The organism is Actinomadura livida, from assembly GCF_014648675.1.
Lineage (GTDB): Bacteria > Actinomycetota > Actinomycetes > Streptosporangiales > Streptosporangiaceae > Spirillospora > Spirillospora livida.
Map to the genome: position 1 here is coordinate 295,008 of NZ_BMRO01000007.1, position 23,973 is coordinate 318,980.

The following is a 23,973-nucleotide window of genomic DNA, read 5'->3' on the forward strand; positions in this document are numbered from 1 at the left end:
GTACCTTTGTTCACTGAAGACACGTGTCCGACACCGGCGTCCGCAAGCCGCCCCCGCACGTCACCGACCAGCACGTCAACCGACCGCGCACCCGATCGAGAGAACCACCACGTGCCCCCGTACCTGCTAGGCCTGCGACTCGGCGGGCGACGCGTCCTCGTCGTCGGCGGGGGGCGGGTCGCCCAGCGCCGCGTGCCCGCCCTCCTGGACGCGGGCGCGTCGGTCGTCCTGGTCTCGCCCGAGGTCACCCCCTCCCTGGAGGGCATGGCCGAGCGCGGCAGGATCACCTGGCACCGGCGGCGCTACGAGCCCGGCGACTGCGCGGGCGCCTGGCTGGTGCAGGCCGTCACCGACGACTCCAAGGTCAACGGGGACGTGGTCGCCGAGGCCGACGCCGCCCGGATCTGGGCCGTCCGCGCCGACGACGCCGAGTCCTCGCCGGCCTGGACGCCCGCGAGCGGGCACGCCGGCGACGCGACCGTCGGCGTGCTGCTCGGCGGCGACCCCCGGCGCGCGGCGGGCATCCGCGACGCCGTGGTCGAGGGGCTGCGCGACGGCGCGCTCGAATCCCGGCACTCCCGGCGCAAGCCCGCCGGAGTCGCCCTCGTCGGCGGCGGCCCCGGCGACCCCGGCCTGATCACGGTCCGCGGGCGGCAGCTGCTCGCCATGGCCGACGTCGTCGTCACCGACCGGCTCGCCCCCGGCGGGCTCCTCGACGAGCTGCCCGCCGACGTCGAGGTGATCGACGCCGCCAAGATCCCCTACGGGCGGACGGTCGCGCAGGAGCGCATCAACGACTACATGGTCGAGCACGCCCGCCAGGGGAAGTTCGTCGTCCGGCTCAAGGGCGGCGACCCGTTCGTGTTCGGGCGCGGCGGCGAGGAGGCCCTGCACTGCGCCCGCCACGGCGTCCCGGTCACCGTCGTACCCGGCATCACCAGCGCGGTCGCCGTGCCGTCCGCCGCGGGCATCCCGGTCACCCACCGGGGCGTGGCGCAGGAGTTCCACGTCGTCTCCGCGCACGTCCCGCCCGGACACGAGCACTCGACCGTCGACTGGGCGGCGCTGGGGCGCGCGAACGGCACGATCGTCCTGCTCATGGCGGTGGAGCGCATGGCGCTGATCGCGGACGCGCTCATGCGCTATGGTCGGTCGTCCGGCACGCCGGTCGCCGTGATCCAGGATGGCACCCTCCCCGGCCAGCGGTCGCTCACGGCGACCCTGGGCACGGTGGCCGACGCGATGGCCGCCGGTGACATCCGGCCCCCGGCGATCGTGGTCGTGGGCGATGTGGTCGACGTGGCACGAGAGATCGACATGATTCGAGCCGACATGGGACGGGATCCGTGACACCCCCGGCAGAGCGAAGCGCGGTCCACGACGAGCAGGCCGGCTCCGGTCCGGGACGCGGAATCGAGGACTCCGCGGTCCCCGGCGGCGACGCCGCGCCCGACAAGGAGGCGCGCGGGCAAGGCGCGCGCGAAGAGGACGAGGTGCGCGACAAGGAGACGTCCCGGAAGGGCGCCGAGCCCGAGCCGGAGGACGGCGCCGACGAAGGCGCGGCCAAGGAGGCCGGGGACGCCAAGGCGCGGCGCGGCCGCCGGCGGGCCGCGAAGCCCGGCGCCGGGACGGTGCGGCAGGGCGAGCTGATCCGGGCGCTGACCGCGCTCCGCGAGCAGCTCGACGCCTTCGAGTTCCTGCTGGACGTCCCGGGCGTCCCGGAGGCCCGCGAGGCCCGCGACGAGCTGCGCGCCCAGCTGGAGGACTACGTCCTCCCGCGCATCCAGGCCGCCGGCGCGCCGATGCTGGTGGTGCTCGGCGGGTCCACCGGCGCGGGCAAGTCCACGCTGGTCAACACCCTCGTCGGCTCCCGCGTGAGCGCGACCGGCGTGCTGCGGCCCACCACCAGCAGCCCGATCCTGGTGTGCCACCCCGACCACGTCGACTGGTTCATGGAGGGGCCGATGCTGCCCGGCATGGGACGGGTCCGCGGCCCGGCTCCCGACGCCATCGCGGGCGACCAACTGGTCATCATCGGCAGCGACGTCCTCCCGCCGGGCCTGGCGCTGCTCGACAGCCCCGACTTCGACTCGGTCTTCGAGGACCACTACGAGTTCGCGACCAAGCTGATGGCCGCGGCCGACCTCTGGCTGTGCGTCACCACCGCCGCCCGCTACGCCGACGCCCAGGTGTGGCAGATGCTCCAGCGGGCCAAGGAGAACGGCGCCACCATCGGCGTCGTCCTGTCCCGCGTCCCGCAGGGCGCCGGGCCGCAGGGGGCCGAGGTCGTCGAGCACTTCGGCGAGATGCTGGACGAGCACGAGGTCGGCGACGCCCGCCGCTTCACCGTCCCCGAGACCCGCATCGAGAACAGCCGCCTCCCTGAGGAGACCGTCGCCGACATCCGCGCCTGGCTGACCGGCGTCGCCGAGGACACCGAGGACCGCGAGATCGTCATCAGCGACACCCTCGCCGCCGTCCTCGACAGCTTCCGCACCCGCGTCCCCGAGCTGGCCCGGCAGGTCGAGGCGCAGGTCGAGCAGCGCACCGAGCTGGCCGGGGAGGTCGACGCCGGCTACGGCACCGCCCTCGCCGAGCTGGACGAGGCGACCCGCAACGGCTCCCTGCTGCGCGGCGAGGTGCTCGCCCGCTGGCAGGACTTCGCCGGCACCGGCGACCTGCTGAAGGCCCTGCACGTCCAGCGCGGGCGCCGCGGCCGCGGCGCCGGTCGCCGCAACCGCCGCAGCCCCGCCCGCGTCCGCGCGCTCAAGGCCGCGCTGCGCGCCGGCCTCGAATCGCTGATCATGGCGTCCGCCGAGCACGGCGCCGAGCAGGTCATCGCCCGCTGGCGCGACCACCCGTCCGGACGCCAGGTCCTCGCCGGGACCGACGCCGAGCTCGCGCACGTCTCCCCGGAGCTGTCGCGCCGCGTCACCCGGGCCGTCAGCTCCTGGCAGGACCACGTCCAGGAGCTCATCCGCACCGAGGGCGTCACCAAGCGCTCGGTCGCCAAGCTGGTCTCGTTCGACACCGAGGCGGTGTCGCTCGTCCTGATGATCGGCCTGCTCGGCTACGGCACCTCCGACGTGGCCGTCGAGGGCGGCAACAGCGCCGTCCCGCAGCGGCTGCTCAAGGCCCTGTTCGGCGCCGAGTCGCTGCGCGGCATGGGCGCCAAGGCCCGCGCCGACCTGCGCAGCCGCATCGGGATGCTGTTCGACGAGGAGGCCATCCGGTTCGGGCAGGTGCTCGACTCCGCCGGCATCCCCGACGAGACCGTCCCCGTCCAGCTGTACCAGGCCACCTACAACCTCGAGGTTGCCCGATGACCACCTCGGCCATCCCCGCGAACTCGCCGGCCGGAACCGGCGGGATCCCCCTCGTCCCCGCGGACGTGCCCGGCCCGCCCGCCGGGCCGCCCGGGCTGACCGACCGGCTGGCCGGCCTCGACCGGCTCGTCCACGCGGGCGTCGGCCGACTCGACCAGCCCGTCCTGGACGACGCCGTCGCACTGCTCGACCGGGCCGGGCAGCGGCTGCGGCTGTCCGGCGAGCACACCGTCGTCACCCTCGCCGGCGGCACCGGCAGCGGGAAGTCGTCGCTGTTCAACGCGATCTGCGGGCTGGAGCTCTCACCCACCGGGATGCGCCGCCCGATGACGTCGAAGGCCCACGCCTGCGTCTGGGGCCTGGACGGCGCGGGCCCCCTGCTCGACTGGCTGGACGTGGACAAGCGGCACCGCTACGCCCGCGCCAGCGCCCTCGACCTGGAGCGCGCCGACCACTCCCTGCAGGGCCTCGTCCTCATCGACCTGCCCGACCACGACTCCATCCAGGCGATGCACCGCGCCGAGGTCGACCGCTTCGTCACCATCGCCGACCTGCTCGTCTGGGTCGTCGACCCGCAGAAGTACGCCGACGCGGCCCTGCACCGCAACTACATCGTCCCGTTCGCCCGGCACACCGGCGTGACGCTGATCGTCCTCAACCAGGTCGACCGGCTCACCCCGCACGAGATCGACGACTGCGTCGCCGACCTGCGCCGCCTGCTGGAGGCCGAGGGCCTCGCCGACCCGCGCATCGTGACCACCTCCGCGGTCGCCGAGGACGGCACGTACGGGTTCCGCGACGTCCTCGTGGACACCGTCGCCGCCCGCCGCGCCCGCACCGAGCGGCTCTCCGCCGACGTCGACAAGGTCGCCGAGCGGTTCGCCGACTACCGCTACGCGGCCGAGCCGCCGACCACCGTCGACGACGCCCGCCGCGCCGACCTCGTGCAGGCGTTCACCGACGCCGCGGGCGCGCCCGCGGTCGCCGAGGCCATGGAGAGCGCCTACGAACTGCGCGCCGCCGACTTCGTGGGCTGGCCCGTCGCCGCCATCGCCGCCCGGCTCCGGTCCGACCCGCTGCGCCGGATGCGGCTGACCGAGCTGCGCGAGGAACTCCGCAACGCCTTCACCGGGCCGATCGGCGCGCAGCAGGGCGATGTGGACAACGCGCTCCAGGCCGTGACCGAGGGGCTGTCCCAGGAGCTTCCTACACATTGGGGACGCTCCGTCCGCGCCGCCGCCCGGTCGCACGCCACCGAGATCCCGGAGGCCCTGGGCGAATCGCTCAAGCACGCGCTGCCCACGTTCAACGCCGTGCCCCGCTGGTGGTGGCTGGTCAAGACGTGGCAGTACTTCCTGGTGCTGGTCGCCGTCCTGAGCGTCGTGTGGATCGGCTTCCTCGTCGCCTACGGCCTGTTCGACCTCGGCGGCGACAACCCCAGCCGCCTGGTCGGGGACGCCGGTCTCATCCCCTATGTCGCCGTCCTGGTCGTGTGCACGCTCGGGATGGGCTGGCTCACCGCGTCCGCCTGCCGCAACCTCGTGGCCCTGTCGTCCGCGAAGCACGGCGACAAGATGGAGCACCACATGCGCGTGGGCATCGAGCGCGTCGCCCACGAGAAGGTGATCGGGCCCATCGAGGAGGACCTGCAGGTCTACGCCCGCTTCCGCGAGAACGTGGACATCGCCCTCGGCCGCTAGTTATCCACAGTTTCCCGACCGGTCCCGCCGCCCGCCGCCCCTGCGCCACCGTTGACGCGTACACCACGTGCGAGAGACGGAGGACGCAGTGAACGAGGCCCACATCACCATCACCGGCTGGGTCGCGGCCGAGCCCCGCTACACCATGACGCCCAACGGGACGCCGTTCCTCTCCCTGCGGGTCGGCTGCACGCCCCGGCGCTACGATCGGCAGACGGGCCAGTGGCAGGACGTCGAGACGCTGTTCTTGACGGTCAACTGCTGGCGTGGGCTCGCCGACAACGTCAACGCGTCCGAGTTCCCGCGCGGCACCCCGGTCCTGGTCACGGGCCGCCTCCGGATCCGCCAGTACGAGCGTGACGGCCAGTGGCGCTTCTCCGCCGAGGTGGAGGCCGGCACCCTCGGCCCCGACCTGCAGCGCGGCACCGCCGACTTCCGGCCCGTCCAGCGCGGCGGCCCGCTGAGCGAGGAAGACCGCCAGCTCGCCCGCGACGCCGCCGACGAATGGGCCCTCACCGCCCCCGCAGAGGACGAACCCAAAGCGGCCTAGCGCGCACGGCGGCGGGCGGCCGCCGGTTCGAGGCGATCGAGGCGGCCGAGCGGAAGAAGTCGCACGTCCTGGCGACCGGCACGTCCGGACCACTTGGAGAAGGCACTGCGAGTGGAGGGGCGTGGCCGGCAGTGGTGTCGCTGCCGGTCGGCGCCCCCCGCACCGTGGGGGTTATGCGGCGTCAGATCCAGGAAATGCCGCGCATGGTCGTATCCCCCTCAGGATGTGCCGGGGCCGCGGAGACGCGGGCCCCGATGCGTGGTGTCCGGACGGTCACTCGCATGTGCGTTCCCGAACGTACCTGTTTCACGCCCCTTCCGCACACGTTGCAACTATCGTGTTACACAAGGTGATGCGCGTTAGGGGGAAGGATGACGGCAGTGCAGTCGTCCGCCGAGGACCGTGGCGGGGAGCTGGCCTTCCGGCCGAGGCGCCGGACGCTTCTGGGGCGTCCGTCCCTGCTCGTGATCTACGTACCGGTGGTGGTGGCCGCCCATTTCGGCCTCACCGTCGCGGGGCTCCTCAGCACGCCGCTCCGGACCGCCGAGCTGGCGACGTTCGCGGCCCTGCTGGCGTGCGGCGCGATGTGCATCGAGGCCACCCGCCGGCTCGGGATGCCGGCCGGGGTCGCGCGCGACCTGCTGTCGGCGTGGTGGCTGCCGGTCGCGCTGCTGCTGCCCCCGGTGTACGCGCTGCTGATCCCGCTGCCGGTGCAGGCGCTCCTCCAGTTCCGGGTGCGCCGCACGCTGATCTACCGGCGCGCCCTGGTCGCCGCGGCGCACGGGATCGCCGGCGCGTGCGCGTCCCTGGCGTTTCACCAGGTGGTGCGCGACCCCCTGGAGGGGGCGCCGGAATGGGTCGTCCAGGCGTACCCGGGCATCCTGGCGGCGGTCGGGTGCGCCGCGGTGTTCACGGTGGTGAACACCGCGATCGTGGCGGTCGCGGCCCACGCGGCGAGCCCCGAGAGCCGCTGGCGCGACGTCCTGTGGACGCGCGAGAACCTGCTCCTCGACGTGGTCGAGCTGTGCGTCGGCATCCTCGTGGCGATCACCTGCGCGCTGTCCCTCGGCCTGCTGATCCTGGCACTGCCCCCGCTGATGCTGCTGCAGCGGAGCCTGATGCACCAGCAGCTCCAGGCGGCGGCGCGGACGGACGCCAAGACGGGGCTGCTGAACGCGGCGGCCTGGCAGATGGAGGCCGACACCGAACTGTCCCGGGCCCAGCGCACCCACGACACCGTGGCGCTGCTCCTCATCGACATCGACCATTTCAAACGGGTCAACGACACCCACGGCCACCTCATGGGGGATCAGGTCCTCGTGGGAGTGGCCAGCACCCTGTGCCACCAGTTGCGGGACTACGACGTGGTGGGCAGGTTCGGCGGCGAGGAGTTCGTGGTCCTGCTCCCCGGCGCCGACACCGTCGAGGCGTGCCGCGTGGCCGAACGCCTGCGCGGCCGCGTGCGCAGGCTGGCGGTGCCCGCCGAGGAGGGCACGGTCACGGTGACGGTCTCGGTGGGCGTGGCCCTGTTCCGCACCCACGGCCAGGACCTCCTGGAACTCCTGGCGTCCGCCGACCTGGCCCTCTACCGGGCCAAGTCCTCCGGCCGGGACCGCGTCTGCCTCCCCGCGGTGGACGGCCCGAGACCGACCGGAACCTGAACGTCCCCGGGAGGAGCCCGGGGGCCGGCCGCCGAGGGCATGGCAGGTGGCACTTAACACCGTCGCAGACCCTCTAGGCTTGAGGATATGGCCGAGTACATCTACACGATGCAGCGTGTGCGCAAGGCACATGGCGACAAGGTCGTCCTTGACGACGTCACCCTGCATTTCCTTCCGGGTGCGAAGATCGGAGTCCTGGGGCCGAACGGCACCGGTAAGTCGACGCTGCTGCGCATGATGGCCGGTCTGGAACAGCCGTCCAACGGCGAGGCGCGACTCATGCCGGGCTTCACGGTCGGCATGCTCCAGCAGGAGCCCCCGCTGAACGAGGAGAAGACCGTCCTCGGGAACGTCGAGGAGGGCGTCGCCGAGACGAAGGCGATGCTCGACCGGTTCAACGAGATCGCCGAGAAGATGGCGACGGACTACTCCGACGAGCTGATGGAGGAGATGGGCAAGCTCCAGGAGCACCTCGACCACCGCAACGCGTGGGACCTCGACAGCCAGCTCGAACAGGCGATGGACGCGCTGCGCTGCCCGGCGGGCGACGCCGAGGTGTCGAAGCTGTCCGGTGGCGAGCGCCGCCGCGTCGCGCTGTGCAAGCTGCTCCTCGAAGCCCCCGACCTGCTGCTGCTGGACGAGCCCACCAACCACCTGGACGCCGAGAGCGTGCAGTGGCTGGAGCAGTTCCTCGCGAAGTACGAGGGGACCGTCCTGGCCGTCACGCACGACCGGTACTTCCTCGACAACGTCGCCACCTGGATCCTGGAGCTCGACCGGGGCCGCTGCTACCCGTACGAGGGCAACTACTCCGTCTACCTGGAGAAGAAGGCCGAGCGGCTGAAGGTCGAGGGCAACAAGGACGCCAAGCGCAAGAAGCGCCTCCAGGACGAGCTGGAGTGGGTCCGGTCGAACCCGAAGGCGCGGCAGACGAAGAGCAAGGCGCGCCTGGAGCGGTACGAGGAGATGGCCGCCGAGGCGGCCAAGCACCGCAAGCTGGACTTCGAGGAGATCCAGATCCCGCCGGGCCCCCGCCTCGGCAACACGGTCATCGTGGCCGACAAGCTGACGAAGGGGTTCGGCGACCGGCTCCTCATGGAGGACCTGTCGTTCAACCTGCCGCCGAACGGCATCGTCGGCGTCATCGGCCCGAACGGCGTCGGCAAGACCACGCTCTTCCGCATGATCATCGGCGAGGAGCAGCCGGACGCGGGCGAGCTGCGGCTCGGCGAGACCGTCCAGGTCTCCTACGTCGACCAGGGCCGCGGGGGCATCGACCCGAAGAAGACGGTGTGGGAGGTCGTGTCCGACGGCCTCGACCACATCAAGGTCGGGCAGGTCGAGATGCCGTCCCGCGCGTACGTCGCGGCGTTCGGCTTCAAGGGCCCCGACCAGCAGAAGCCGGCGGGCGTCCTGTCCGGCGGCGAGCGCAACCGCCTCAACCTGGCGCTCACGCTGAAGATGGGCGGGAACGTCCTGCTGCTGGACGAGCCGACGAACGACCTCGACACCGAGACCCTGTCCAGCCTGGAGAACGCCCTTCTGGAGTTCCCCGGCTGCGCCGTGATCACCTCGCACGACCGGTGGTTCCTGGACCGCATCGCCACGCACATCCTCGCGTGGGAGGAGGGGTCGAGCTGGTTCTGGTTCGAGGGCAACTTCGCCGACTACGAGAAGAACAAGATCGAGCGGCTGGGCGCCGACGCCGCCCGCCCGCACCGGGTGACGCACCGCAAGCTGACCCGCTGACCCCCTGAACGACCCTGGACGGCCGCGCGCTCGACCGAGCGCGCGGCCGTTCGCATGCCCGGGACGTCAATGCGTTGAGTGATGCTCGCTGTGCATCGATTGATGCGCATTTCGTGTTGGACAGGTATTGATCGCGTCTCCTATCGTCCGGGTTGACCCCACCGCCGGACCTAGGAGGACGGACGATGGCGCGGCTCACCGGGCGCATGGTGATCGGCTCCGAGCGCGTCGCCGGGACGGGCACGGCGATCAGGGCCGTCGATCCGCGCACCGGTGCGCGCCTCGACCCGGAGTACCGCTACGGCGGTGAGGCCGAGGTGGAGCGGGCCTGCGCGCTGGCGGAGGAGGCGTTCGACGCCTACCGCGCCACGCCCCCCGAGCGTCGCGCCGCCTTCCTGGAAACGGTCGCGGTCAAGCTCGACGATCTCACCGACGCGCTCGTCGCGCGCGCCACGGCCGAGACGGGGCTTCCCGAGCCGCGCCTGACGGGGGAGGTCGCCCGTACCACCGGGCAGCTCCGCCTCTTCGCCGCAGACCTCCGCGCCGCCGGCGACGGAACCGGCCCCGTCGATCCCGCCGGGGACGCCGGTCCGGAGATCCGGCAGGGCAGGGTGGCGCTCGGGCCGGTGACGGTGTTCGGGGCGAGCAACTTCCCGCTTGCGTTCTCTGTGGCGGGCGGGGACACGGCGTCGGCGCTGGCGGCCGGCTGCCCGGTGATCGTGAAGGCGCACGACGCCCACCCCGGGACGTGCGAGCTGGTCGGCCGGGCCGTGTCGGGGGCCGTCCGGGAGGCGGGGCTGCCGGAGGGCGTGTTCTCGATGCTGTACGGGGACGGGCCGACGCTGGGCATCGCGCTCGTCACCGACCCGCGCGTCCAGGCGGTCGGGTTCACCGGTTCGCGGGCGGCGGGCCTGGCGATCGCGAAGGCGGCGGCGAACCGGCCCCGCCCGATCCCGGTGTACGCGGAGATGAGCAGCGTCAACCCGGTCTTCCTGCTCCCGGAGGCCCTCGCGGAGGGCGGCGGCGAACTCGCGGACGCGTTCGCCGGGTCGGTGACGCTCGGGGCCGGGCAGTTCTGCACGAGCCCGGGCCTGGTCTTCGCGGTCAGGGGGCCCGCGCTGGACGCGTTCCTGGACGCGGCGGCGAAGGCCATCGCCGGCGACCCGGGCGCGCCCATGCTCACCCCCGGCATCGCCCGCGCCTACGCGGAGGGCGTCGGACGCCTCGAACGGCACCCCGAGGTCGAGATCCTCGCGCGGGGAAGGGAACCCGACGCGGCGGTCGGCGGCGCGGCCGCCCTCGCCGCCGTGGACGCCGAGCACTTCGGGCCCGGCCTGCAGGAAGAGATCTTCGGCGCGTGCTCCCTCGTCGTCCGGTGCGCGGATCTCGACCAGGTCCGGGAACTGGCCCGCGGCCTTGAGGGGCAGCTGACCGTGACGATCCACGCGGCCGCGGGCGACCGGGAGGCGGCGGACCGGCTGCTGCCCGTCCTGGAGCGGCTGGCCGGACGGATCGTGTGGGACGGCTGGCCCACCGGGGTGCGGGTCGGGCACGCGATGGTCCACGGCGGGCCGTTCCCGGCGACGTCCGATTCGCGGACGACGTCCGTGGGGAGCCTGGCCATCGAGCGGTTCCGGCGGCCGATCGCCTACCAGGGGGCGCGGCGATGAGCACGCCGGTCGTCACCGAGATGCGCGTCGTCCCCGTCGCGGGGCGCGACAGCATGCTGCTCAACCTGGGCGGCGCGCACGGCCCGTTCTTCACCCGGAACCTGGTGCTGCTGGGCGACTCGTCCGGCGCCACCGGCGTCGGGGAGGTCCCGGGCGGCGAGGGAATCCGGCGGACACTGGAGGACGCGCGCGACCTGGTCGTCGGCAGCCCCATCGGGCGGTCGGACGAGATCCTGAACGCCGTCCGCACCGCGTTCGGCCACCTGGACGCGGGCGGGCGCGGCCCGCTGACCCACGACACGAGGATCACCGTCCACGCGCTGACCGCGATCGAGTCGGCGCTGCTCGACCTGATGGGGCGGTTCCTCGGCGTCCCGGTGGCGGCGCTGCTCGGCGACGGCGTCCAGCGGACGACGATCCCGATGCTCGGCTACCTGTTCTACATCGGCGACCGCCGCAGGACGGGCCTTCCGTACGCGGCGCCGGCGGAGGGCGCCGACGGGTGGCTGCGGGTCAGGCACGAGGAGACCATGACACCGGACGCGATCGTCCGGCAGGCGGAGGCGGCCCGCGAGCGGTACGGGTTCGCCGACTTCAAGCTCAAGGGCGGTGTGCTCAGGGGCGACGAGGAGGCCGCGGCCGTGCGGGCGCTGGCCGAGCGGTTCCCCGACGCCCGGATCAACCTGGACCCGAACGGCGCGTGGTCGCTGGCGGAGGCCGTCCGGATAGGCACCGAGCTGAAGGACGTCCTCGCCTACGCCGAGGACCCGTGCGGCGCGGAGCTGGGCTACTCCGGGCGCGAGACGATGGCGGAGTTCCGCCGCGCCACCGGCCTGCGCACCGCGACCAACATGATCGCCATCGACTGGCGGGAGCTCGGCCACGCGATCCGGCTGGACTCGGTGGACATCCCGCTCGCCGACCCGCACTTCTGGACGATGCGCGGCTCGGTGCGGGTGGCGCAGCTGTGCCAGGCGTGGGGGCTGACCTGGGGCTCGCACTCCAACAACCACTTCGACGTGTCGCTCGCGATGTTCACCCACGTCGCGGCCGCCGCGCCCGGCGAGATCACCGCGATCGACACGCACTGGATCTGGCAGGACGGCCAGCGCCTCACCCGGGACCCGCTGCGCATCATGGACGGCCGGATCACGCTGCCGGAGGAGCCCGGCCTCGGCGTCGAGGTCGACGAGGAGCGCGTCGAGGCGGCGCACCGGCTGTACGTCAAGCACGGCCTCGGCGACCGGGACGACGCCGCCGCGATGGAGTACCTGGTGCCCGGCTGGACATTCGACCCGAAGCGCCCCTGCCTCGTCCGCGACTGAGCGGCCAACGGCGCCCCGTGGCGATCGGGACGGAACCGGCGGCGGGTAACATCGGGCCGAACCCCGGCTTCCCCGTACCCCAGGCGAGGACATGCAGCAGACCGACCTGCCCGCGGCCGAGTACCGGCACATCTACGAGTTCAAGATCCGGTTCGGCGACATCGACTCCCAGGGCCACGTCAACAACGTGAAGTTCCTCGGCTACCTGGAGGACGCCCGCCTGGAGATGTTCCACGGCGACCCGGTGCGCAAGGGGGAGAAGCCCGTCCGCGGCATGGTGATCTCACGCCACGAGATCGACTACCGGACGCCGCTGCTGCCGACCGTGTACCCGATCCGCGTGGAGACGTGGGTGACCGAGGCGCGCGCGGCCTCGTTCAAGCTGGCCTACGAGGTGCGGGACGACGACAACGTCTACGCAGAGGCCACCTCGACCCTCGTGGCGTTCGACCCGGAGTCCAACCGGCTGCGGCGCTTCACCCCCGAGGAGCGGGAGTTCATCGGACGCTATGCGGCCCCCTCGCCATGACCGCGCTCGCCGGGTCGCCCGCCCCGCTGGACCGCCTCCAGCCCGGGGTGCGGCTGCGGGTCGTCCAGATGGCGGACGCGGAACGGCTCGCCGCGCTGTGCGCGGAGAACCGCGAGTACCTGCGCCCCTGGGAGCCTGAGCGCGACGACGCGTACTTCACCGTGGACGGCCAGCGCGACAACCTGTACGACCTGATCGAGGCGTACGCGACGGGCGAGATGTGGCCGGGCGTCATCCTGGTCGACGGTGAGATCGCCGGACGGATCACGCTGAACAACGTCCTGCGCGGCCCCCTGCAGAGCTGCTTCGTCGGCTACTGGGTGGCGCGCGCGCACGCCGGACGCGGTGTCGCGACAGAGGCGCTGCGGCAGGCGCTGGACGTCGCGTTCGGAGCACTCCGCCTGCACCGCGTCGAAGCCTTCACCCGGGTGGACAACCTCGCATCCCAGCGCGTCCTGCAACGCAACGGCTTCACGGTGGTGGGAACGGCCCGCCGGCACATCCACCTGAACGGCCGCTGGCACGACGAACGCCTCTTCGAACGCCTAGCCCCCTGGGACGACGGAATCTCCCCAACCCCGCCCTGCTAGCCCAGGGGGACGACCCCCTGGAACCCCCCGTTGCGCACGGCGCACCGTTTCCCGATCCGCTCCGCGTCTCGTGAAACGGCGCCCGTGCGTCGGGTCGTGCGACCTCCGGCGCCTGGGGCGCCTCCGGCCGCACGACCCGCGGGGTGATCATTTATGCAGGTGAGCTGGGTTGTTCCAAGTGCCTGCCTGGGTGGCGGCACTCTTGGGGCCCTGGTCCGCGCGGGGCGCCGTTTCACGGGCCGGTCCAGGTCTTGTGACAGGGCCTGCGGTTGATCATTTGGGGTGGGGGAAGTGTCGTAAATCGGGGGTGGGTCGGGTGAGAGAACCATTTCATCACGGATAAGTAACAAGCGTGACAGGGGTCCGTTTTTGGCCTGTATTTGATCTAGTGTCGCGACGCGATTGTGGAGAACCCACGTGAAAGGGGCACAATGCGGCGCGTCTCACAAGGAGCGATGGCACTGCTGCTCGCCGCGGCGCTGACCGGGGCGGGCGCCACTGCGGCGCAGGCGGTCACCGTCCAGGCGGGCAAGGCCACGGCGGGCAAGGCCACGGCGGGCACGGCCACGGCGGGCACGGCCCAGGCGGGCGACGTCCTCGACCGCCTCAAGGCGATTCCCGGAATGCAGGTGACGGAGAAGACCTCGACGTTGCCGGGCTACCGCTGGTTCTGGCTCGAATACCGGCAGCCGGTCGACCACCGCAACCCGCGGGGGCAGTGGTTCGAGCAGCGCATCATGCTGCAGCACAAGTCCGCCGACCTGCCGATGGTCCTCTACACCAGCGGCTACCACACCCCGGAGGTGATGTTCACCTCCGAGCCGACCGCGCTGGTCGACGGCAACCAGATCTCGGTCGAGTACCGGTACTTCAGCCCGTCCCGCCCCGTCCCCACGGACTGGACGAAGGACACGATCTGGCAGGCCGCCACCGACGAGCACCGGCTCATCCGCGCGCTCAAGGCCATCTACGGCGGCAAGTGGATCTCGACGGGCGGCAGCAAGGGCGGCATGACGGCCGTCTACCACAAGCGGTTCTACCCCCGTGACGTCGACGGCAGCGTCGTCTACGTGGCGCCGAACGACTACCGCAACAACGACGACCGCGCCTACGACGAGTTCTTCCAGACGGTCGGGACCGACCCCGAGTGCCGCGCCCAGCTGCAGGGCCTCGCGCGGGAGTTTCTCAAGCGCCGCCCCGCCATGCTCGAGCGCTTCACCGCCGCCGCCGAGGAGAACGGCTGGACGTTCGACATCCTGCGCACCCCGGACCGGGCGTTCGAGAACTCGGTGATGGACTACGAGTGGGCGTTCTGGCAGTACAGCCTGCAGTCCGACTGCGCGGACCTGCCGCCGGTGGACTCGTCCGACGACGTGCTGTACGAGTCGCTCGACACCATCTCCGGCCTGTCGTTCTACACCGACCAGGGCCTTGAGCCCTACATCCCGTACTACTACCAGGCGGGCACGGAGCTCGGCTGGCCGTCGCCGAAGTTCGCGCACATGCGCAAGCTGCTGCGGCACGAGCGCAGCTACCACCCGCGCACGTACGTCCCGCGCGAGATCCCGATGCGGTTCGACAACGGCCGCGCCATGCGCGACATCGACAGCTGGGTGCGCGGGAACGCGAGCCAGATGATGTTCGTGTACGGGGAGAACGACCCGTGGGGCGCCAAGCCGTTCCGGCTCGGGAAGGGCGCCCGTGACTCGGCCGTCTACGTCGCTCCCGGCATGAACCACAGCGGCCGCCTGATCACCAGGCTGCCCGCGGAGCAGCAGGCCAAGGCGGTCGCCGACCTCAAGCGGTGGGCCGGCATCGACGCGGACGCGCCGACGCTCAAGTCCGCACCGACCGCCGACGACCCCCTCCAGCTCCAGCGTCCGCCGCTGTAGCGCCGACCTCGCGGTGGGCCGTCCCAAGCGCTGACCCCTCGCCGGGGACGGCCCACCAACGGGGGTGTCATTGCTGGTGTGCGATTAGTGCGCTTGCGTTGCCGGGGAGCAGGTCTCCGTAGAGGGGGGAGCTGCTCAGGAGCGGCTCGCCGGGAGGTAGGCGGACGGGGTTGTCGCCGCAGTTGAGGGCGCAGATCAGCGGGCCCCGCCGGAAGAAGACGGCCGTGTCGGGGGAGTCGAGCCATTCGACGTCCTCCGGGAGGTCGTCCAGGAGGCGGCGGCGCAGGGCCAGGGCCTCGCGGTAGAACGCCAGCATGGAGGACGGGTCCGAAGACTGGGCCTCCACGGTCATCGACGCCCAGTCCCGCGGCATCGGCAGCCAGGGGCGGGCGCCGTCCGCGCAGAACCCGTACGGCTCGGAGTCGCCGGACCAGGGCAGCGGGACGCGGCAGCCGTCCCGGCCCACCAGTTCACCGTTGGTGCGCTCCCAGATGGGGTCCTGCCTGGCGTCGTCGGGGAGGTCGGTCACCTCGGGCAGGCCCAGTTCCTCACCCTGGTACAGGTAGGCCGAACCTGGGAGTGCCAGAAGCATCAGTAACGCCGCCTTCGCTCTGGCGTGGCCGATGCCGGGGACGTTCTCCGGCCGCTCGTAGCGGGTGACGTGCCGGATCGAATCGTGGCTGGACAGGACCCAGGTCGGGGCGGCGCCCGTGGGGGCGACGGCCTTCATCGCGGCCGTCGCCACGTCGCGGAACGCTGCGGCCGACCACGAGGCGAGTTGCAGGTCGAACTGGAAGACCTGGTGGAGTTCGTCTGGGCGGAGGTAGAGGGCGAGGTCTTCCGGCCCGTCCGTCCACACCTCGCCTATGGCCATGCGGTCGCCGTCGTACTCGTCGAGGATCCGCCGCCACCGCCGGTACACGTCGTGGACTTCCGGCCGGCTGTAGATGGGGCCGTTCAGCACGCGGCGGTCCTCTCCGCCGAGGTCGCGGAACGACGCGTCCTTGAACAGGCCCGCGGCCACGTCGATGCGGAAGCCGTCCACGCCCCGGTCGAGCCAGAAGCGCAGGATGTCCTCGAACTCGCGCTGGACCTCGGGGTTGCGCCAGTTGAAGTCCGGCTGCTCGCGCGCGTAGAGGTGCAGGTACCACTCGCCGTCGTCCACCTGCGTCCAGGCGGGGCCGCCGAACGCGGACGGCCAGTCGTTCGGCGGTGACTCCTCGCCGGGACGTTCCCCTGGCCTTCCGGGCCGGAAGATGTAGCGGGAACGCTCGGGTGAGCCGGGCGGCGCGGCGAGCGCCTCCCGGAACCAGGGATGCCGGTCGGACGAGTGGTTCGGGACGATGTCGACGATCAGCCGCAGCCCGTGCGCGTGCACGTCCGCGACGAGGGCGTCGAAGTCTCGGAGGGTGCCGAAGCGGGGGTCGACGTCGCGGTAGTCGGCCACGTCGTAGCCGCCGTCCGCGAGCGGGGAGGTGTAGAAGGGGGTGAGCCACAGCGCGTCCACACCGAGGTCGCGCAGGTGGCCGAGCCGGGACCGGATCCCCTGGAGGTCGCCTTCACCGTCCCCGTCGGAGTCGGCGAAGCTGCGGACGTACACCTCGTACACGACGGCATGGCGCCACCACGGGATTCGCGTCATACGTGGCGATCTACCCGCTTATGTCGGGGCGTTCACCAGACTTTGGGCCGCCATCGTGAAGTAGTCCCACAGCTGCTTCTCCAGCGGTTCGGGAAGCCCCAGTTCCTCCACGGCGACCCGCATGTGCCGCAGCCAGGCGTCCCGCTCGGCCGCGCCGATGACGAACGGCACGTGCCGCATCCGCAGCCGCGGATGCCCGCGCCGCTGACTGTAGGTGTTCGGGCCGCCCCAGTACTGGATCAGGAACAGCCGCAGCCTCTCCTCGGCGGGGCCGAGGTCCTCCTCGGGATAGAGGGCGCGTAGGTCGGGGTCGTCCGCGACACCCTGGTAGAAGCGGTGCACCAGCCGGTGGAAGGTCTCCTCGCCGCCGACCGCTTCATAGAAGGTCACCTTTTCAGCCATAGCGATCTCCACCCTATGTGAGACGTGCGCACTTGCGTCCCCGCGTCCCTATGGGGCGGGGGTCGCGACGGTCACGCCGGCCTCGTCGAACACGCGCTTGACCCGCTCGCGCAGCTCGCGGGCGACGTCGCCTTGCTTGCCGGGGGCCGTCTTCAGGACGACGCGGATGACGAGGGCGTCCCCGGCGAACGCCTGCACGCCCCACACCGCCGGCTCCTCCAGGATGAGGTCGTTCCAGGGGGAGTCGGCGGCCATCGCGTCGGCGGTGGTCTGCAGAAGCTCCTTGACCCGCTCGGTGTCCTCGTGGATGTCGACCGGGATGTCCAGGACGGCACGGCCCCAGTTCTGCGACTCGTTCCCGACCCTCTTGATCTCGCCGTTCGGGACGTACCAGACGATGCCGTCCACGTCCCGCATCCGGGTGACGCGCAGCGTGACGGCCTCGACCGTCCCCTTGGCGCTACCGACGTCGATGTAGTCGCCGACGCCGTACTGGTCCTCCAGCAGCATGAACAGCCCGGCGAGGATGTCCTTGACGATGTTCTGCGCGCCGAAGCCGACGGCGACGCCGATGACGCTCGCGCTGGCCAGGATGGGGGCGAGGTTCAGCCCGAGCGAGCCGAGGATGCTGAACAGGGCCGTCCCCATGATGAGGACGGACGCGAAGGAGCGCAGCACCGACCCGAGCGTCTGGGCGCGCTGGGCCCGCCGCTTGGTGAGCAGGGCGGGGTTGCCCTCGAACACCGTCCGGGAACGTTCCCTGACCCGCTCCGACATCGTGCCCTCGGCCATCCGCAGCGTCACCCTGGTGATCATGCGGTGCGCGATGTTCTTCACTATCAGCGCGACCACCAGGGTCAGGATGATCAGCAGCAGGGTGGTGAGCGGGCCGTCGAGCCAGGTCGAGTAGAACCGGGTGAAGTCGGTGTTGTGCGAGATGTTCCAGACGAGCCGGCAGGAGGTCGTTGGCGTCTCGTCGCGGCAGGCCGACTCGGCGGAACCGTTCTGGGCCCAGGGCAGCAACGGCTCGACGGCGAGTGACATTCGGCAGACCCTCCCCGGCCGTAAGTGGTGCCTCGACACCTCGCCGTGCTCCCGCGGCGGGTACGAGCCTGATCGTAGGGGACTGGTCCGATCGGTTCGTACTACCGCGGGCGATGTGTCACGGCGTGGCCGGGGAGGGGCTGTTCGGCGAACGTGTCCCGCGAGGTCCGCGGCTGCCGCGCCGTTCCGGCCGCGGCCTCGCGGGACACGCTCGGTCTCGGGGGCGACCTGCGCGGGCGTCCGGCTGAGGGGTCCGGGTTCAGGGGGTTCCGGCGGACGGGGGAGTCCGGCGGAGCCGGGTCATCTCATGGCGGAGGGCTCCCGCCCGCTCCGCGCCGGCCCCTCGCTCACCTCGCAGCGGAGCGGCTGCAGGACGTGCGCCAGCTTCAGGGCGGCGCCGCCCACGTCGTCGACGCGGTGCATGCGCTCCCCCCAGGACCACCAGAAGTAGTGGTCCGCGGTCTCCGGGACCGGGGCGCAGGTGATGTCCTCCGCGAGGCTCGCGGCCTCGGGGTTCACCACCCGCAGGAACGCGGGCCCCGACCTGGTCCGGACGACGCGGGCGACGAGTCCCCGCGTGTCGAGCTCCTGTTCCAGCTCTTCGAGGTAGCCGACGCGCCTGTCACTGACCACCTTCACACCCCCTCCGTAGGAGAGCGCCGGCTCCCGGGCCAGCACCGGCGATTGATCGACTCAGCGAATCCGTTCGGTCACTCGCGGCGAGAATTGCAACTCTCACCCTGGCGGGTCAAGTGACCCCGGGTCACCGCCGGAACCGAATTCCCCCACCTCAGGGGAAGTCTGCACCCCTCTGGAGGAAGAATCTCTACCCGGGGGATGCGGGAGGCATCCGGACCCCCGCTACTTCCGGCGAATCGCTTGGCCGCCCCAGTGCCGGGGGTTACGCTGCGTGCGCGAGAGATTATTTCTCGTGGCCAACCAGTCGACCCGGTCGCCGTGGCTGGGACGACCGCCCTCTCCCCCCGAGGAAGAGCGGTCTCCCGTCGCGACGGGAGGAGGCCGGAACCGATGTCGGACCCCCCTCGGAAAGAAACGGACGTGGCACGCCGCATACGCGCGCGCGCCCTGGCCCGGGGACACGGTCCGGTCGAGATCGCGCAGGAGATCCACGAGCAGTGCGGACCCCTGTTCGGCACCAGCCGGATCAAGGCGCACCGCCTCGCCCACGGCGTCGCGCTCTCCGACATCGTCGCGCAGGTCAAGGCGCTCTACGAGGTCGACGGCAAGCCGGCGCCCCGGCTCGGGGAGACGCTGCTGTCCGCCTACGAGAGCGGCTACAAGCGGCCCGGCCCCGAGTACCTGCACTACCTGTGCTCCGTCTACCGGGTGGAGCCCGACGCGCTCGACTACCAGAGCCCGTGCATCTGCGGCCGCGGCCACGCGGTCCGGCCGGGCGGAGTGAGCGTCCCCCAGCCCCGGGAGCCCGAGCGGCGCCCGGCGCAAGACCCCGACGCCCTCGTCGGGGCGATCGTCCCCAGGGCCGGCGAACGTCCCTGGGTAACCGTGAACGACCTGCGGGGCCCGGACCGCGCCGAAGGCCCCCTGACCATTGATGTGGGAGAGGAGGACATCGTGCTTCGTAGAACCCTTCTGCAACTGCTGGCCGGAGCGGGCGTGGCGCTCGACGGTCAGTTCCTAGGGGCCGTCGACAACCTGCGCCGCAAGATGGACGACACGCTCGTCGGCGCGACAGTTTCGCCGACCATGCTCGACCAGTGGGAGGAGACGACCTACGGCTACGGCCAGCAGTACCAGGCGACGCCTTCGCTCCGGATGCTCTGCGACGTCCTGCTGGACTTCAGCGAGGTGCGGCGCATGTGCGACAAGCGCCAGCCGGTCGAGCTGCAGGAGCGGCTGTGCCGGATCGCGGCGCAGCTCTCCGGGCTGTCCGGGCTGATCATGATCAACCTGGGCGACCACCGGCTGGCCCGCTCGTTCTTCCGGACGGCGCGCACCGCCGCCGACGAGACCGGCGACCGGCAGCTGCGCGCCTGGGTGACCGTCCGCGAGTCGCTGGTGCCGATGTACTACGGCGACCCCCGCGAGGCGCTCCACCTGGCGCGCAAGGCGCAGGACCTCGCCGGCCGGACCCCCGGCGTCGCCGGCGCCATGGCCCCGGCCGTGGAGGCGCGCGCCCTCGGCATGCTCGCCATGCGGGGCCGCGGCGACGCCGCCCCCAGCGCCCGCCGCGCCCTCGTCCGCGGCCGCTCGGTGTTCGACCAGCTCTCCAAGGCCGACACCAGCGACCTCGTGTACGGGTTCACCGACCGGCAGATGGCCTTCTACGAGGGCGACACCTTCACCAGCCTCGGCGACCACAAGCACGGCGACGAGGTGCTGAGCCACGCCCTCACCCTGTACTCGCCCACCGACCGCGTCGACCTGACCCTGGTGCGCCTCGACCGGGCCATGTGCAAGCTGCACGCCGGGCACCCCGACGCCGCGCTCACCGCCGGGCAGGAGGCGATCCTCGACCTGCCGGCCGACCACCGCTCCGACATCCTCGTGCACCGCGCCCGCCAGATAGGGGCGGCCGTGTCGGCCAAGCACGGTGACATGCCCGCCCTGAAGGACTTCTACGAGGCGCTCGCCGGCCCCTGGGTCACGAGCCCCACGCAGGACCGTCCCTCCGTCCCCCCGGCGGAACAGGTCTGACCGGGCATGCCCGACGGCGCCTCCTGGCAGGACCACCCCGCCCGCACCCTCGTCCGCGTGCAGGACGAGCCCCCGGTGTGGAGCTTCGGAGAGCTGCGGCTACGCCGCTACCGCACGGCCGACCACGGCATCGTCCTCGCCCTGCACCGCGAAGGCCTGGCCCAGGTCGGCCTCCGTCCCGGCGACGGCGTCTACTACGACCACGACTTCTTCCGGATGGAGGACATCTATCTCCGCAACGACGGCGAGTTCCTGGTGGGCGAGCTCGACGGGCGGATCGTCGCGATGGGCGGCCTGCGCAGGGCCGACCTCGTCCCCGGCGGCCGGGCCCGCGCCTTCGGCGGCTACGCGCCCGGCACCCCGGTCCTGGACGCCGTCGAGATGGTCCGGCTGCGCGTGCGCCCCGCCGTCCAGCGCCGCGGCTACGGCGCCGCCGTGGTCAGGGCCCTGGAGGAACGTGCCAGGGAACTCGGCTACCGAGTCCTCCGCGCCGACACCACCGAACTCCAGACCCCCGCCCTGGCCCTCTACCGCAACTTCAACTGGACCGAAACCCGCCGCGAAACAATAGGCGGAATAATAAACATCTACCTAGAAAAACCCCTCCGCTAAAGGCCCCCGTAAAACCGCATAAAAATACCCCCCTCCTGGAGGCTTCCCAACCCCAGGAGGGGGGTGTCGCACGGGTGTCCCCGTGCGCGTTCTTGGGGGAGCGTAGCGCCATCGCCCGTCGCAGCCTAGAGGGGGGAGGTCAGTGGCGCACGCCCCCTACCACCTGCATCAGCGGGTAGCGGCGCTGCCTGATGCCGGTGAAGCCGCGGTCGGCGAGGGCGCGGGTGAGCATGGTGAGGGACGGCGGCCGTTGCGGGGCCGGGCCGAGCAGGTCGAGGTAGCCCGCGGTGACGTCGGGGTCCCCGGGCGGCTCCCTGAGCAGCCCGAGGATCCGCGCCAAGGCGGACGAACCCTGCACCGTCGACTCGCTCACCCTGTTATTAGATCATCCGTCAATTCGTCGCCGTGATCCGACCCGGGGAGAGCGAGCCCGGTCTGCGCCGCCATGAAGGCGAGCGTGTCGGCCATCAGGTCGACCGAGCGGCTCACCGAGCGGGCGGCGTGGCCGACTTCGGCCTCGTTGCGGAGCAGGACGGGCGCGTCGGACGCGGTCGCGTGCTGGAGCGCGGCGCACATCTTGCGGGCGTGCAGCGGGTCGACGCGTGTGTCGCTGCCGAACGTCGTGAACAGCACGGCCGGGTAGGCGGTTCCGGCGTGGACGTGGTGGTAGGGGGAGTAGCCGATGAGCCAGCCGAACTCCTCGGGGTCGTCGGCCGTCCCGTACTCGTCGTTCCACGTCTGGCCGAGGCCGAACCGCTCGTACCGGACCATGTCCAGCAGCGGCGCCGAGCACACCACCGCCCGGTACAGGTCGGGACGCTGGGTCAGCGCGGCGCCTACCAGGAGGCCGCCGTTGGAGCCGCCGGAGATCGCCAGCCGCGCCGGCGTGGTCAGGCCGTCGGCGATGAGCCGCTCGGCGGCGGCGTGGAAGTCGTCGAACACGTTCTGCTTGCGGTCGCGCATCCCGGCGCGGTGCCACTCCTCGCCCTCCTCGGACCCGCCGCGCAGGTTCGCGACCGCGTACACCCCGCCGGCCTCGACCCACGCCAGGATGCTCGCCGAGTACGCCGGCGTGAGGGAGATGTTGAAGCCGCCGTACCCGTACAGGATCGCCGGGCGCGGCCCGGAGAGGCCGGGGCGGGACGCCACCAGCATCCGCACCTCGGTCCCGTCCCGCGAGGTGTAGGCGACCTGGCGGGTCTCGACCTCTGGGACCTCGACCGTCCCCGGCGCGGACGCCCACAGCGTCGTCTCGCCCGTCCGCGCGTCGTACCGCATGACCGACGACGGGGTCACGTTGTCGGTGTAGCCGAACCACGCCTCGTGGCCGCCCTCGGGCCGCTCCACGATCCCGCCGATCGAGCCGAGGCCCGGGGTCGGCACCGAGCCGAGCCGCTCCCCGGTCTCCAGGTCGTGGACGGTGATCTCGCCGATCGCGTGCCGGGTCCATCCCGCGAGCAGGACGGGCCGGTCCAAGGCGTCCAGGATCGCGAAGTCGGTGAGGACGGCCTCGGGGTCCTGCGGGATGAGGTCCCGCCACGTCTCGTAGGACGGGTCGGACGGGTCGGTCACGCACAGCCGCGACCGCGGCGCGTCCCGGTCGGTGAAGATGTAGGCGCGGCCGTCCCGCCCCACGTGCAGGCCGGTGCCGGCGTCCACCCCCTCCTGGACGACGCGGAGTTCGGGGGACTCCAATGGCGAGGCCGACAGGTCGGCGATCCACAGGTCGTTGCGCGGCGCCGTGCCCTGCGACGAGGAGACCGTGAGCCAGCGCCCGTCCCGGCTGACGCCCACGCCGTAGTAGTTGGTCTTGTCCATCCCCGCGCCGAAGATCAGCACGTCGGCGGTGTCGGGCTCGGTGCCGACCCGGTGCAGGTAGACGCGGCGGTGGTACTGCTCCTCGCCCTCCGGCACGTCCCGCGCGGGGAGCCGCCGGACGTAGTAGTACGCCTCGCCGCCGGGCAGCCACGCCACCGACGAGTACCGCGACCGGTCGATCGGCCCCTCCACCCGCTCGCCCGTCGCGACGTCCATGACGTAGAGCAGGGACTCCTCGTCCCCGCCGGTGGACACCTTGTACGCCAGCCGGCGGCCCTCCTTGTCGGGCTGCCAGCCGTCCAGCGTGGTCGTCCCGCCGGGGTCGAGGGCCATGGGGTCGACGAGGACGCGCTCGGTGCCGTCCGGGTCCGCGGTGAGCAGGACCGGATGCTCCTGGTCGGCGGTGCGGCGCGTGAAGAAGCTCCGCTCGCCCCGCCACACCGGGGCGCCGACGCTTCCCGCGCCGAGCAGCTCGGCGAGCCGCCGGCGCAGCCGCTCCCTGCCCGGCAGGGCGTCGGCGACCTTGTGGAACAGCTTGTCCTGCGCGGCGAGCCACTCCGCGGTGGCCTCGCTGCCGGCGTCCTCAAGCCAGCGGTACGGGTCGGCGACCCGGTGACCGTGGATCTCCTCGACGATGTCCTGGCGCTGCGCGGGCGGGTACGGCGTCATGTCCTGAACTGTATTGGCCGTGGCGGACTGCCCGTCCCGCGCATCGCGGAGCAGGGTGTACGCGGGTTCGCGTTCGAGGCGGCGCTCGCGGGGGGATTATTGGGGTAGCGAACGGCCT

18 protein-coding genes and 1 pseudogene are annotated in these 23,973 nt (G+C 72.0%); 13 read left to right on the forward strand and 6 right to left on the reverse strand.

Features of this window, described 5'->3' with window-relative positions:
* The first annotated feature begins 111 nt into the window (after positions 1-111).
* From cobA to IEZ03_RS18870, 11 genes are all read left to right on the forward strand, one after another.
* On the forward strand, positions 112-1,350 hold the full coding sequence (gene cobA, locus IEZ03_RS18820) for a uroporphyrinogen-III C-methyltransferase (RefSeq protein ID WP_184881914.1): 1,239 nt from the start codon (positions 112-114) through the stop codon (positions 1,348-1,350).
* Positions 1,347-3,326 (forward strand): AAA family ATPase, encoded by a 1,980-nt coding sequence (locus IEZ03_RS18825; protein WP_229808390.1) that lies wholly within the window; start codon positions 1,347-1,349, stop codon positions 3,324-3,326. Before cobA ends, IEZ03_RS18825 begins: the two co-directional genes overlap by 4 nt.
* Complete coding sequence (locus tag IEZ03_RS18830) at positions 3,323-5,026, forward strand: GTPase family protein (RefSeq protein ID WP_184881916.1); 1,704 nt, start codon at positions 3,323-3,325, stop codon at positions 5,024-5,026. Before IEZ03_RS18825 ends, IEZ03_RS18830 begins: the two co-directional genes overlap by 4 nt.
* 88 nt (positions 5,027-5,114) lie before the next feature.
* Positions 5,115-5,576 carry a single-stranded DNA-binding protein gene (locus IEZ03_RS18835; protein ID WP_132047827.1) on the forward strand — a complete coding sequence of 154 codons (462 nt, stop codon included), beginning with the start codon at positions 5,115-5,117 and terminating at the stop codon, positions 5,574-5,576.
* A 371-nt stretch (positions 5,577-5,947) separates the two neighbouring features.
* Complete coding sequence (locus IEZ03_RS18840; RefSeq protein ID WP_184881918.1) at positions 5,948-7,237, forward strand: sensor domain-containing diguanylate cyclase; 1,290 nt, start codon at positions 5,948-5,950, stop codon at positions 7,235-7,237.
* Positions 7,238-7,324: 87 nt separating this feature from the next.
* Complete coding sequence (gene ettA, locus IEZ03_RS18845; protein ID WP_184881920.1) at positions 7,325-8,986, forward strand: energy-dependent translational throttle protein EttA; 1,662 nt, start codon at positions 7,325-7,327, stop codon at positions 8,984-8,986.
* Between the two features lie 185 nt (positions 8,987-9,171).
* The gene (locus IEZ03_RS18850; protein WP_184881923.1) at positions 9,172-10,656 is read left to right on the forward strand and encodes an aldehyde dehydrogenase (NADP(+)); all 1,485 of its coding nucleotides are present in this window, start codon (positions 9,172-9,174) and stop codon (positions 10,654-10,656) included.
* On the forward strand, positions 10,653-11,981 hold the full coding sequence (locus IEZ03_RS18855; protein ID WP_184881926.1) for an enolase C-terminal domain-like protein: 1,329 nt from the start codon (positions 10,653-10,655) through the stop codon (positions 11,979-11,981). Before IEZ03_RS18850 ends, IEZ03_RS18855 begins: the two co-directional genes overlap by 4 nt.
* A gap of 91 nt (positions 11,982-12,072) precedes the next feature.
* Positions 12,073-12,510, forward strand: coding sequence for an acyl-CoA thioesterase (locus IEZ03_RS18860; protein ID WP_132047834.1), 438 nt, complete (start codon positions 12,073-12,075; stop codon positions 12,508-12,510).
* Complete coding sequence (locus IEZ03_RS18865; RefSeq protein WP_184881928.1) at positions 12,507-13,100, forward strand: GNAT family N-acetyltransferase; 594 nt, start codon at positions 12,507-12,509, stop codon at positions 13,098-13,100. Before IEZ03_RS18860 ends, IEZ03_RS18865 begins: the two co-directional genes overlap by 4 nt.
* 455 nt (positions 13,101-13,555) lie before the next feature.
* Positions 13,556-14,992, forward strand: coding sequence for a S28 family serine protease (locus IEZ03_RS18870; RefSeq protein ID WP_229808391.1), 1,437 nt, complete (start codon positions 13,556-13,558; stop codon positions 14,990-14,992).
* A 67-nt stretch (positions 14,993-15,059) separates the two neighbouring features.
* Here the strand turns inward: IEZ03_RS18870 and IEZ03_RS18875 are convergent, their stop codons facing one another.
* The 4 genes and pseudogenes from IEZ03_RS18875 to IEZ03_RS18890 all read right to left on the reverse strand — a co-directional run bounded on the left by IEZ03_RS18875 (position 15,060) and on the right by IEZ03_RS18890 (position 18,719).
* Positions 15,060-16,634 (reverse strand): glycoside hydrolase family 13 protein, encoded by a 1,575-nt coding sequence (locus IEZ03_RS18875; RefSeq protein ID WP_184881932.1) that lies wholly within the window; start codon positions 16,632-16,634, stop codon positions 15,060-15,062.
* Positions 16,635-16,658: 24 nt separating this feature from the next.
* A pseudogene (locus IEZ03_RS18880) lies at positions 16,659-17,024 on the reverse strand (globin); the annotation flags it as partial.
* A gap of 60 nt (positions 17,025-17,084) precedes the next feature.
* Complete coding sequence (locus IEZ03_RS18885) at positions 17,085-18,080, reverse strand: mechanosensitive ion channel family protein (RefSeq protein ID WP_184881937.1); 996 nt, start codon at positions 18,078-18,080, stop codon at positions 17,085-17,087.
* Positions 18,081-18,380: 300 nt separating this feature from the next.
* The gene (locus tag IEZ03_RS18890; RefSeq protein WP_229808392.1) at positions 18,381-18,719 is read right to left on the reverse strand and encodes a hypothetical protein; all 339 of its coding nucleotides are present in this window, start codon (positions 18,717-18,719) and stop codon (positions 18,381-18,383) included.
* Positions 18,720-19,139: 420 nt separating this feature from the next.
* Between IEZ03_RS18890 and IEZ03_RS18895 the strand changes: the two genes are divergently transcribed.
* Together IEZ03_RS18895 and IEZ03_RS18900 are read left to right on the forward strand one after the other, a co-directional pair.
* Positions 19,140-20,756, forward strand: coding sequence for an NsdA family TPR-like regulatory protein (locus tag IEZ03_RS18895; protein WP_229808393.1), 1,617 nt, complete (start codon positions 19,140-19,142; stop codon positions 20,754-20,756).
* 6 nt (positions 20,757-20,762) lie between these two features.
* The gene (locus IEZ03_RS18900; protein ID WP_184881939.1) at positions 20,763-21,368 is read left to right on the forward strand and encodes a GNAT family N-acetyltransferase; all 606 of its coding nucleotides are present in this window, start codon (positions 20,763-20,765) and stop codon (positions 21,366-21,368) included.
* Positions 21,369-21,507: 139 nt separating this feature from the next.
* Here IEZ03_RS18900 and IEZ03_RS18905 read toward each other — a convergent pair whose 3' ends face one another.
* A complete protein-coding gene (locus tag IEZ03_RS18905; protein WP_184881941.1) occupies positions 21,508-21,741 on the reverse strand; it encodes a hypothetical protein in 234 nt (77 codons plus the stop codon).
* Positions 21,738-23,855, reverse strand: a complete 2,118-nt coding sequence (locus IEZ03_RS18910) for a prolyl oligopeptidase family serine peptidase (protein ID WP_184881942.1) — start codon at positions 23,853-23,855, stop codon at positions 21,738-21,740. The genes IEZ03_RS18905 and IEZ03_RS18910 overlap by 4 nt, the downstream gene beginning before the upstream one ends.
* Positions 23,856-23,973: the final 118 nt, after the last annotated feature.

Coding starts and splice junctions, on each gene's coding strand:
- IEZ03_RS18870 (WP_229808391.1), top strand. CDS start 13,556: ATGGCACTGCTGCTCGCCGCGGCGCTGACCGGGGCGGGCGCCACTGCG.
- IEZ03_RS18830 (WP_184881916.1), top strand. CDS start 3,323: ATGACCACCTCGGCCATCCCCGCGAACTCGCCGGCCGGAACCGGCGGG.
- IEZ03_RS18840 (WP_184881918.1), top strand. CDS start 5,948: ATGACGGCAGTGCAGTCGTCCGCCGAGGACCGTGGCGGGGAGCTGGCC.
- IEZ03_RS18860 (WP_132047834.1), top strand. CDS start 12,073: ATGCAGCAGACCGACCTGCCCGCGGCCGAGTACCGGCACATCTACGAG.
- IEZ03_RS18875 (WP_184881932.1), bottom strand. CDS start 16,634: ATGACGCGAATCCCGTGGTGGCGCCATGCCGTCGTGTACGAGGTGTAC.
- IEZ03_RS18865 (WP_184881928.1), top strand. CDS start 12,507: ATGACCGCGCTCGCCGGGTCGCCCGCCCCGCTGGACCGCCTCCAGCCC.
- ettA (WP_184881920.1), top strand. CDS start 7,325: ATGGCCGAGTACATCTACACGATGCAGCGTGTGCGCAAGGCACATGGC.
- IEZ03_RS18855 (WP_184881926.1), top strand. CDS start 10,653: ATGAGCACGCCGGTCGTCACCGAGATGCGCGTCGTCCCCGTCGCGGGG.
- IEZ03_RS18850 (WP_184881923.1), top strand. CDS start 9,172: ATGGCGCGGCTCACCGGGCGCATGGTGATCGGCTCCGAGCGCGTCGCC.
- IEZ03_RS18900 (WP_184881939.1), top strand. CDS start 20,763: ATGCCCGACGGCGCCTCCTGGCAGGACCACCCCGCCCGCACCCTCGTC.
- IEZ03_RS18910 (WP_184881942.1), bottom strand. CDS start 23,855: ATGACGCCGTACCCGCCCGCGCAGCGCCAGGACATCGTCGAGGAGATC.
- IEZ03_RS18885 (WP_184881937.1), bottom strand. CDS start 18,080: ATGTCACTCGCCGTCGAGCCGTTGCTGCCCTGGGCCCAGAACGGTTCC.